Origin of the sequence: Rhodovarius lipocyclicus (assembly GCF_009900765.1) — a bacterium.
In the GTDB taxonomy this organism is placed as follows: Bacteria; Pseudomonadota; Alphaproteobacteria; order Acetobacterales; family Acetobacteraceae; genus Rhodovarius; species Rhodovarius lipocyclicus.
This window is the reverse complement of the sequence record NZ_JAAABL010000076.1, coordinates 1-9,887: the sequence shown is the minus strand read 5'-3', so window position 1 is coordinate 9,887 and position 9,887 is coordinate 1. Positions and strand designations below refer to the sequence as shown.

8 protein-coding genes and 1 pseudogene are annotated in these 9,887 nt (G+C 70.7%); 5 read left to right on the top strand and 4 right to left on the bottom strand.

Translation table 11 applies throughout. The features are described from left to right. Positions 1 to 361 precede the first annotated feature (361 nt). From GT007_RS21755 to GT007_RS21745, 3 genes are all read right to left on the bottom strand, one after another. On the bottom strand, positions 362 to 1,654 hold the full coding sequence (locus GT007_RS21755) for an NAD(P)/FAD-dependent oxidoreductase (RefSeq protein ID WP_160123775.1): 1,293 nt from the start codon (positions 1,652 to 1,654) through the stop codon (positions 362 to 364). 62 nt (positions 1,655 to 1,716) lie between these two features. Further along, positions 1,717 to 2,340 carry a TetR/AcrR family transcriptional regulator gene (locus tag GT007_RS21750; protein ID WP_160123774.1) on the bottom strand — a complete coding sequence of 208 codons (624 nt, stop codon included), beginning with the start codon at positions 2,338 to 2,340 and terminating at the stop codon, positions 1,717 to 1,719. Positions 2,341 to 2,432: 92 nt separating this feature from the next. Further along, positions 2,433 to 3,767, bottom strand: coding sequence for an aminotransferase-like domain-containing protein (locus GT007_RS21745; RefSeq protein WP_160123773.1), 1,335 nt, complete (start codon positions 3,765 to 3,767; stop codon positions 2,433 to 2,435). Between the two features lie 112 nt (positions 3,768 to 3,879). On the opposite strand from GT007_RS21745, the gene GT007_RS21740 reads away from it, so the two are divergent. Genes GT007_RS21740 through GT007_RS21720 form a run of 5 tightly spaced genes read left to right on the top strand, consistent with a single transcriptional unit; the run spans position 3,880 to position 9,571 of the window. Continuing rightward, a complete protein-coding gene (locus GT007_RS21740) occupies positions 3,880 to 4,800 on the top strand; it encodes an isocitrate lyase/PEP mutase family protein (protein ID WP_160123772.1) in 921 nt (306 codons plus the stop codon). Positions 4,801 to 4,805: 5 nt separating this feature from the next. Then, positions 4,806 to 5,273: a LeuD/DmdB family oxidoreductase small subunit gene (locus tag GT007_RS21735; protein ID WP_201452012.1), complete on the top strand. Its 468-nt coding sequence runs from the start codon at positions 4,806 to 4,808 to the stop codon at positions 5,271 to 5,273. Between the two features lie 40 nt (positions 5,274 to 5,313). Beyond that, positions 5,314 to 6,528 (top strand): aconitase/3-isopropylmalate dehydratase large subunit family protein, encoded by a 1,215-nt coding sequence (locus tag GT007_RS21730; protein ID WP_160123770.1) that lies wholly within the window; start codon positions 5,314 to 5,316, stop codon positions 6,526 to 6,528. Beyond that, positions 6,525 to 8,096 carry an ABC transporter substrate-binding protein gene (locus tag GT007_RS21725; protein WP_160123769.1) on the top strand — a complete coding sequence of 524 codons (1,572 nt, stop codon included), beginning with the start codon at positions 6,525 to 6,527 and terminating at the stop codon, positions 8,094 to 8,096. The genes GT007_RS21730 and GT007_RS21725 overlap by 4 nt, the downstream gene beginning before the upstream one ends. 2 nt (positions 8,097 to 8,098) lie before the next feature. After that, positions 8,099 to 9,571: a M81 family metallopeptidase gene (locus tag GT007_RS21720; RefSeq protein ID WP_160123768.1), complete on the top strand. Its 1,473-nt coding sequence runs from the start codon at positions 8,099 to 8,101 to the stop codon at positions 9,569 to 9,571. Positions 9,572 to 9,756: 185 nt separating this feature from the next. Here GT007_RS21720 and GT007_RS22675 read toward each other — a convergent pair. Continuing rightward, positions 9,757 to 9,887, bottom strand: a pseudogene (locus tag GT007_RS22675) (IS5/IS1182 family transposase); the annotation flags it as partial.

Below are 9,887 nucleotides of genomic sequence, written 5' to 3'. Positions count from 1 at the left end.
TGGCAGGTGTTCTTCTCGCGATTTCCTCTCGCCACACTCGACCTCAGGGACGAAACACCCCATCTCAAAACCGTCAGGGATGTCTCCGTACACCTGTCAAACATCTCTCCAGTCTGAACAGCCCCCGGACCCCCAGCCAGGGGCGCTGCCCGGCACCCCCGCCAAAGGCCGAAAGGCCCTTGGAACCCAATTTATTGGAAGTTTGGGGAGGGGGCACCGACAGGCCGTCTGGCCGGGAAGGCGCTCCGTGCCCCCCTCCCCAAACTTCCAACTTAAACTGATGGGGTCCAGGGGCCTTTCGGCTCCTGGCGGGTTCCAAGGGCAGAGCCCTTGGTGGGGCCCGGGGCGAAGCCCCGTCGCCTCACATCCCCAACCGGTCCAGCAGCCGTCCGCGCCAGACCTCGGCCCAGACGCCGAGTTTCCAGAAGCGGTGGAATGCGATGGGTTTCAGGGGCAGGAAGGGCATGTCGAATTCGGCCTTGTCGCCTTCGGCCAGCCGGCCGGCCAGGATGCGGCCCATCTGGCTGGCCATGGCGACGCCGCGTCCGTTGTAGCCGACGCAACTGTACAGGTTTGGCGCCAGCTCGTGCACATGCGGGTAGTGGTCGGGTGTGATGGCGACGCGGCCGTTCCAGGCCTTGGTCCAGCGGGCGCCTTTCAGCTGCGGCCACAGTTTTTCGGTGTGCGCCACCAGATAGTCGAGCCCTTCGGCCCCGCGCAGTTCGTGCTGCGGGCCGCGCCCGCCCATCAGCAGGCGGTTGTCCTGGTCCACGCGGTAATAGACGGTGATGCGCCCGGTTTCGAACACCGATCCGCGCAGCGGCAGGATGCCGGCCGCGACATCCAGCGGCAGGGGCTCCGTCGCGCGGATGGAGCTGAAGACGGGCACCACGCTCTGTTCCAGACCGGGCCACAGGGCGTCGGTATAGCCATTGGTGGCCAGCAGCACCTGGCCGGCGCGCACCGTGGCCCGTGGGGTTTGCAGCAGCCAGCCGTCGCTGGCCTGTTTCAGCGCGGTTACGGCTGTGCCGCCATGGATGCGCGCGCCCAGCGCCAGCGCCGCGCGGGCCAGGCCGCGGGCATAGCCCAGCGGGTTCAGGTCCCCGCCGCGCGGGTCCAGGAAACCCAGCTTGTAGTGTTCGGTGCCGGTGGCGGCGGCCAGGGCCGTGCCTTCCAGCAATTGGGTGGGCATGCCGCGCTCGGCGCAGGCGCGGTCGAGTGCGCGCAGCGCCTCGGCGGTGGTTTCGGTGGGGGCGGCGCGCAGCGTGCCGCCCTGGCGGGCCTCGCAGCGGATCTGGTGGCGGCGGATCAGTTCGAACACGTAATCCGGGGCGGCGTGGCTGAAGGCGACCATGCGCCGGCCGAGATCGGGGCCGAAATGCGCCTCCACCTCATCGGGGCGGTATTTCAGCCCCGGGTTCACCTGCCCGCCATTGCGGCCGGAGGCGCCCCAGCCCGGCTCATTGGCTTCGAGCACGATGCAGGAGATGCCGCGTTCGGCCAGGTGCAGCGCGGTGGACAGGCCGGTGAAGCCGCCGCCCACGATGGCGACATCGGCCTGGGTGTCGGCCTGCAGCGGCGGGGTGGCGGGGGCGGGGATGGCCGTCTCGGCATAGAGGCTGGGCGGCAGCGGGCGGGGCGTGTGCGGGGCCATGGGCGGAGTGTTCGCCCAGGGGCCCGGCCCGTCAAGGCCGTTCACCCTGGGTGAAACGCGCTCTATGGCTTGCGGAAGCCGTTCACCAGCATGTCGTGGAACTGCTCCGCGATCTGGGCCGCGGTCAGCGGGCCGCCGGGGCTGTACCAGCGCGTCAGCCAATTGGTGGCGCTGCTGACCAGCCGCCCGGCCAGGGCGATGTCCAGGTCCGAGCGCATCTCGCCCTGATCCACCGCGGCCTTCAGGATGTCGCGCAGCAGGGATTCGTATTTGTCGCGCCACTCCAGCCGCTGCTTGCGGCGGCGCACCTGGGGGTCGTTCCAGAACATGGCGGCGCTGGCCAGCCACGCCCAGCGGAAGCGCTCGAAGAAGCGCGCGGTTTCCACCACGAACACCCGCAGCCGCTCCAGCGGCGGCAGGGCCGGGTTGTCGTGCGCCGAGACGTGCAGAAAGATCGACTTGGTGGTGCCCATGGCGACCAGCCGCAGGATCGCGTTCTTGTCCGGGAAATGGTGATAGAGCGTGGCCTTGGAGATGCCGCACTCCTCCGCGATGTCGCGCATCGAGGCACCGTCGAAGCCATGGGTGGCGATCAGCCGGCAGGCCACGGTCAGGATCTGCAATTTGCGCTCGGAGGGAGGGTTCTCCTCATCGCCGAGTTCCAGAAGCTCCGCGAGGTCTTTCATGTCCGTCCCAATGCCCTTTTATCTTGCATGCAGAGCGGGGGCGCGCCGTGTCAAGGCGAGGTACCGTGCCAGGGCCCCTTGCATGCAAGACACTAGACCATCGCCCGCTGCGCCCAGGGCCGTTCGCGCAGCAGGGGCGCGATGATGCCGGCGGCGCGGGTCAGCGCCTCGGGCTCCACGGCGCCCAGGCACAGGCGGGCATGGCGCGGCGCGGGCGCGCCCGGCACCGCGAAATGGGTGGCGGGCAGCACCAGCACCCCGCGCCCTTCCAGGGCCGCGATGAAATCGGCCAGCGGCCAGGGTTCGGGCACCGGCAGCCACAGGTGATAGCTGGCGAGCGGCGGCACCGCGCCCAGCGCGGGCGCCAGCAGGGCCAGGCGGCGCGCCACCTCCGCCCGGTGGCCGGCTTGGCATTGGGCCTGGGCGCCGCTTTCGACCAGCCGGCTGAGCAGTTCGGCATACAGGCTGGGCGCCACCCAGTGATGCACGCCCAGCGCCTGGCCGATCGCCGCGCGCAGCCGCGCGGGCGGGCGCAGCAGCCCCAGGCGGAAGCCCGGCGCCACCGCCTTGGACAGGCCGGTGATATAGATCGCGCGCTCCGGGTCCAGCTCGGCCAGCGGCGGCAGCGGGTCGCCGGCCAGATAGCCGCAGACGTCATCCTCCAGGATGAAGGCGTCGGCCTCGCGGCAGGCGGCCAGGATGGCGCGGCGGCGGTCCAGGCCCATGGTCGCGGTGGTGGGGTTCTGCACGGCGGGGCTGCACAGCACCAGCGTGGCGCGGGTTTCGGCCAGCGCGCGGGCCAGCGCGTCGGGGCGCATGCCCTCCGCGTCCATCGCGACACCCACCAGCCGCAGCCCGGCCTCGGCGGCTAGGCGGTGGAAACCGGCATAGGTCCAGGCCTCGCACAGCACCGTGTCGCCGGGCCGGGCCAGGGCGGCCAGGCAGGCGGCGAGGCCGTGCTGCGCGCCGTGGCTCAGCAGCACGGCATCGGCATGGGTGTTGAGGCCGCGCGCGGCCAGCCAGCGGGCGGCCATGGCGCGGTGGCGCGGCGCGCCGGTGCTGGGGTGATAGCCGAACAGCCGCTCCGGCTCGCCCTCCCGGCCCAGCTCCGCCATGGCGGCGGCCAGCGCGGCGCGGATGGCGGGCACGATCGGCACATTGTTCAGCCGCAGGTCGATCTCGGCGGGGGGGGCGGGGGCGGTCTCGGCGCCGCGCACATAGGTGCCGCTGCCGGGGCGCGCGACCACCAGGCCGCGCTTCGTGGCCTCGGCCACCGCGCGGGTCATGGTGGCGATGGTCACGCCGAACTGGGTGGCGAGTTCGCGCTGCGGCGGCAGGCGCTCGCCCTCGCGCCAACGGCCGCTGGCGATGCCTTCGGCCAGATGCTCGACCAGGGCCTGGAATTTCGGGGTGGCCGGGCGGGGCAAGGGGCGGATTCTCCGATGGATGGGCCTCTGCCTCATATCGCATCGCGGGGTGCTTTCCTATGCGGCAGGGCAGGGGGGTGAGGCGGTGCGTGGAATTGAACCAGTATGATTGATGGATTGTCAGGAAATCGTACTGGTGCACTATGCGGGGGTGACGACAGAATCCTCCCGCCCCGCCGCCCTGCGCCGCCTGATGGCCGGCCCCGGCCTGACCCCCCTGGCCGGGGTGTATGACGCGCTGTCGGCCGTGCTGGCCGAACGCGCCGGCCTGCCCGTGGCCTATATGAGCGGCTATTGCGTCGCGGCCGGCCGGCTCGGCCTGCCCGATGTCGGCTATCTGACCCTGACGGAAATGGTCGAGACCGCCGCCCGTATCGCGGACCGCATTTCCATCCCGCTGCTGGCCGATGGCGATGACGGCTATGGCAACCACCTGAACGTCGCCCGGCTGGTGCGCGGGCTGGAACGCGCGGGCGTGGCGGGCGTCCAGATCGAGGACCAGGTCTCCCCCAAGCGTTGCGGCCATATGGCGGGCAAGCGGGTGGTGCCGAAGGCCGAGATGGTGGCCAAGATCAAGGCCGCCGCGGACACGCGCCAGGATGCCGATTTCGCCATCCTGGCCCGCACCGATGCCGTGGCCGTCACCGGCTATGCCGATGCGCTGGACCGCGCCCGGGCCTATCTGGAGGCCGGCGCGGACATGATCTTCATCGAGGCGCTGGAAACCCCGGAGCAGATGGCCGAGGTGCCGCGCCTGTTCGCCTGCCCCACCGTGTTCAACTGGGCGCTGGGCGGGCGTTCCCCCACGCCCCCCGCCGCGGAGATCGCGGCCATGGGCTATCGCTTCGTGCAGAACCCGGATGTCGTCTTCGCCGTCACCCGCGCCCTGGGCGACCTGTACGCCGAGGTGCGGCGCGCCGGCACCTACGCCGCCATGGCCGACCGCATGAGCGGCTTCGCCGAGTTCAACGAGATGATCGGGCTGGAGGCGGTGGCCGCCATGGATGCGCGCTATCGCCCGGGTGGCGGCTGATGCGCGTGTCCGGCAGCGCCCTGGTGCTGGGCGACGATATCAACGCCGATCTGCTTTACCCCGCGCGCTACATGGGCATCACCCAGCCGGAGCGGCAGGCGGCGCATGCGCTGTCGGGCCTCGGCCCCGAATGGCCCGCGCGGCTGGCCGGGCACGCGGTGCTGGTGGCGGGCGAGAACCTGGGCGGCGGCAGCGCGCGGGAGGAAGCGGTGACCGCCCTGCTTGGCGCCGGGGTGCGGCTGGTGGTGGCGCGCGGCTTCTCGCGGCTGTTCTTCCGCAACTGCATCAACAACGGGCTGCCCGCCCTGGCCTGCGCAGGGCTGCCGGCGCTGGACAGCGGCACGCCCGTGACGGCCGACCTGGCGGAAGGGTGGATCGAGGCCGGGGGCGCACGGCTGGCGGTGCCGGCCCTGCCGCCGGAATTGCTCGGCATCATCCAGGGGGGCGGGCTGCTGGCCCGGCTGCGGGCATGAGGGCCGCCAAGGGGCTTCGCCCCCTGGTGGGACTGCCCGCATGACCACCCTCTCCGAACAGATCCTCTCCCGCGCCGCCGGCCGCCCCTTGCGCGCGGGCGACATGGCGGAGGTCACCCCGGACCACTGCTTCGTCCCCGACGACACCATCGCCCTGCTGATGCACCACCTGGAGCGCGCCGGCGTCACCCGCCTGCCGCACCCCGAGCGGCTGGGGGTGTTCTACGACCATTTCGCCCCCGCCGAGACGGTGGAGCACGCCACCGCCCATGCCGAGGGCCGCCGCTTCCTGAAACGGCACGGCGTCTCCCGCCTGTTCGAGGTGGGGGAGGGCATCTCCCACCAGATCTGCGTGGAGCAGGGGCTGGTGCGCCCCGGGGAGCTGGCCTTCAACGCCGACAGCCACACCACCACGCTGGGTGCCATCGGCTGTTTCGGCACGGGGCTGGGGGCGACGGAGACCGCCTATGTCTGGGCCACAGGCCGCATCTGGCTGCGCGTGCCCACCACCATCCGCGTGGTGCTGGAGGGCGCGCTGGCGCCGGGTGTGGCGGCGAAGGATATCTGCCTGGCCCTGCTGCGGCTGGTCGGGCCGGCCGGGGCCACCTATCGCGCGCTGGAGTTCCAGGGCGGCGCGGTGGCCGCCCTGTCCGTCGCGCAGCGGATGACCTTGTGCAACATGGCGGTCGAACTCGGCGCCAAGGCCGCGCTGGTGCCGCCGGACAGCGCCTGGCCGCGCGTCAGCCCCGATGCGGTGTATGAGCGCGAGATCGTGCTGGACCTTTCGGCGCTGGAACCCATGGCCGCCCTGCCGGGCCGGGTGGCGCCGATCGCCGATTTCGGCGCGCCGGAGATCCACCAGGCGTTCCTGGGCACCTGCACCAATGGCCGCATCGAGGATCTGCGGGAGGCCGCGGCCATCCTGGCCGGCCGCCGCCTGGCGCCGGGGGTGCGGATGCTCGTCACCCCGGCCTCCCGCGCCGTGCAGTCCGCCGCGTTGCGGGAAGGCGTGCTGGCCACGCTGCTGGAGGCCGGCTGCGTGCTGACCCCGCCCGGCTGCGGCGCCTGCGCCGGGCTGCATATGGGGCTGCTGGGCGATGGGGAGCGCTGCGTCTCCTCCGGTTCGCGCAACGCGCCCGGGCGCATGGGCAGCCGCGCCGCCGACATTCTTCTCGCCAGCCCCGCCACGGTCGCCGCCAGCGCGGTGGCCGGACGCCTCACCGATCCCCGCCTGCTGATGGAGAGCCCAGCATGAACCGTCGTACCCTTCTGGCGGGCGGCACCGCCCTGATGGCCGCACCGGCCCTGGCGCAGGAGAGCAAGGTGGTGCGCTTCGTGCCGCAATCCGATGTGGGCGTGCTCGATCCCAGCTTCACCACCGCCTATGTCACGCGCAACCACGCCTTCCTGGTCTATGACACGCTCTACGGCACCAATGACGGGTTCGAGGTCTCGCCCCAGATGGTGGCGGGCCATGTCATGGAGGATGACGGCAGGCGCTGGCGCCTGACCCTGCGGGAGGGGCTGCAATTCCATGACGGCACGCCGGTGCTGGCGCGCGATGTGGTGGCCAGCCTGCAACGCTGGTGGCGGCGCGATGCCTTCGGGCAGGAGCTGCGGGCGGCGACCGATGAGCTGTCGGCGCTGGACGACCGCACCGTGCAGTTCCGACTGAAGCGGCCCTTCGGCCTGCTGCCGGCGGCGCTCGGCAAGCCGTCCAGCTACATGCCCGCCATCATGCCGGAGCGCCTGGCCAATGGCCCCCCCGACCGCATGGTGAGCGAGATCATCGGCAGCGGCCCCTTCCGCTTCAACCGCGCCGAGCACGTGCCCGGCAGCCGCCTGGTCTATGAGAAATTCGCGGGCTATGTGCCGCGCGCCGACGGCACGCCCAGCCGCACCGCGGGCCCCAAGCGCGTGTTCGTCGACCGGGTGGAATGGGTCGTGATCCCCGATGCCTCCACCGCCGCCGGGGCGCTGGGCAATGGCGAGGTGGACTGGCTGGAAAAGCCGCTGGTGGACCTGCTGCCCAGCCTGCGCCGCAACCGCAACGTGGTGCTGAACCGCACGGACCAGGACGGCTCGCTGCCCATCATGCGGTTCAACCAGCTGCAGGCGCCGTTCGACAACCCCGAGATCCGGCGGGTGGTGCTGCGCGCCGTCGCGCAATCCGATTTCCTGACCGCCGTGGCGGGCGAGGACCGGGCCAACTGGCGCGACCGGGTGGGCATCTTCACCCCCGGCACGCCGCTGGCCAATGAAGCGGGGCTGGAGGCGATCACCGCGCCGCGCGACATCGCGCGCTCCGCCCGGGAACTGGCCGCCGCCGGCTACAGGGGGGAGCGCGTGGTGGTGATGGGCGCGGGCGATTATCCGCAGTTGAACGCGCTGGCCATCGTCGGCGCTGACCTGCTGCGGCGCATCGGCTTCAACGTGGATCTGCAGACCGTCGATTGGGGCACCATCGTGCAGCGCCGCCTGAAGAAAGACCCGGTCGATCAGGGCGGCTGGAGCGTCTATTTCACCAACATCGCGGGGCTGGAGGCCTACAACCCCGCCAGCCACCAGAACACCCGCGGCCTGGGTGAGCGCAGCAACCCCGGCTGGCCGACCAGCGCGCGGCTGGAGGCGCTGCGCGCCGAATGGTTCGCCGCCACCACCCTGCCGGAGGAGCAGCGCGTGGCCCGCGAGATGCAGGCCCAGGCGATGATCGACGTGCCCTATGTGCCGCTCGGCCAGTATTTCGAGGAGACGGCCTATCGCCGCAACCTCAGCGGCATCCTCGGCGGCTTCCCGCTGTTCCATAACCTGCGGAAGGCGTGAGCATGCGCATCTTCACCGCCTCGATCGGCACGGAATCCAACACCTTCTCCCCGGTGCCGACCAGCCGGGAGGATTATGCCCAATCCGTCCTCTACGGCCCGGGCGAGCACCCGGATGACGGCCCCAAGCAATGCACCGCTCAGCTGTGGGTGGCGCGGCACCGCGCGGCGAGGGACGGCTTCACCTTGATCGAGGGCAGCTGCTTCCACGCCAGCCCCGGCGGGCGCACCAACCGCGCCGACTATGAGGCGATGCGCGACGAGATCCTGGGCCAGATCGCCGGGGCCCTGCCTCTGGACGCGCTGATCCTGGGCATGCACGGCGCCATGGCCGCCTTCGGTTATGACGATGTGGAAGGCGACCTGCTGGAGCGCGCCCGCGCCCTGGTCGGCCCCGGTTGCGTGATCGGGGTGGAGCTGGACCCGCATTGCCACCTGACGCTGAAGCGCGTCGCGCTGTCCGACATCATCGTGATGTACAAGGAATACCCGCACACCGACACGGTGGAGCGCGCCCATGAGCTGCTGGATTTCGTGCTCGGCACGCTGGCCGGGCGCATCAGGCCCGTGATGTCCGTGTTCGACTGCCGGCAGATCGGCAGCTTCCCCACCACCCACCCGCTGATGCGCGCCTTCGTGGACCGCGCCACCGGCTTCGAGGGGCGGGACAACATCCTCTCGGTTTCCATCGGCCATTGCTACCCCTATGCCGATGTGCCCGAGATGGGGGCGCGGCTGCTGGTGCTGGCCGATGGCGACAAGGCGGCCGCCGACCGGGTGGCGAGCCTGCTGGGCCAGGAATTCGCCGCGCTGCGCGGTGTTACCACCCCGCGCTTCCATGGGGTGGATGACGGCATCGACGCGGCGCTCGCCATGCCCGGCGCGCCCATCGCGGTCACCGATGCCGCGGACAATGCCGGCGGCGGCGCTTCCTCGGACAACACCACCATTCTGCGCCGGCTGATCGAGCGCGGCGTGGAGAATGCCGCCCTGGGCCCGCTGTGGGACCCGGTGGCGGTGCGCACCTGTTTCGGCGCGGGGCTGGGGGCGGAATTCCCGCTGCGCTTCGGCGGCAAGACGGGCCCTGCCTCCGGCACCCCGATCGACGCGGTGGTGAAGGTCATGGGGCTCGCGCGGGATGCCACCCAGACCTACGGCTCCACCCAGTCGGAGCTGGGCGACCTGGCCGCCATCCGCATCGGCGGCATCGACGTGGTGCTGAATTCCGCGCGCACCCAGGCGCTGGGGCGGGAACTGTTCACCCATGTCGGCATCGACCCCACTCAGCGGAAACTGCTGGTGCTGAAATCCAGCAACCATTTCCGGGCGCATTACGACCCGATCCTGGCAGGCGTGGTGCATATCCACTCGGACGGGCTGCTGCGGCGGGATGACTACCGGCTGATCGACTACCAGCATGTGCGGCGGCCGATCTGGCCGCTGGATGAAGGCGCGGTGGGGGAGCTGATTTTTTGAGGAGGGCGCAGGGTGAGGCAGGCTGGGGAAGGCGCTGCCTTCCCCAAGGGGGTAAAGACTGGGGAAGGCTCTGCCTTCCCCAGACCCCATCCGCTGGGGAGATAAGATCTCCCCAGGCCCCTGCGAGAAGTTTGGGGCCTGCAATGATACTATATAGTTGATATTATTATAGGGCTTGTTGAGATTCAACGTGACCGTATGACGGCTGCGGCGAGATAGATCATGGCGGCGAATGAGCTGTCTGTTTTGTCGCTACGCAGTGCGATCCGTTTGAATTCCTTGAGTTTGGCGAAGAAGTTCTCAATGAGATGACGCC

What these genes read in the sequence shown, in the direction of transcription:
- GT007_RS21755 (WP_160123775.1), bottom strand. Translation starts at nt 1,654, where the DNA reads ATGGCCCCGCACACGCCCCGCCCGCTGCCGCCCAGCCTCTATGCCGAG.
- GT007_RS21750 (WP_160123774.1), bottom strand. Translation starts at nt 2,340, where the DNA reads ATGAAAGACCTCGCGGAGCTTCTGGAACTCGGCGATGAGGAGAACCCT.
- GT007_RS21730 (WP_160123770.1), top strand. Translation starts at nt 5,314, where the DNA reads ATGACCACCCTCTCCGAACAGATCCTCTCCCGCGCCGCCGGCCGCCCC.
- GT007_RS21720 (WP_160123768.1), top strand. Translation starts at nt 8,099, where the DNA reads ATGCGCATCTTCACCGCCTCGATCGGCACGGAATCCAACACCTTCTCC.
- GT007_RS21740 (WP_160123772.1), top strand. Translation starts at nt 3,880, where the DNA reads ATGGATTGTCAGGAAATCGTACTGGTGCACTATGCGGGGGTGACGACA.
- GT007_RS21725 (WP_160123769.1), top strand. Translation starts at nt 6,525, where the DNA reads ATGAACCGTCGTACCCTTCTGGCGGGCGGCACCGCCCTGATGGCCGCA.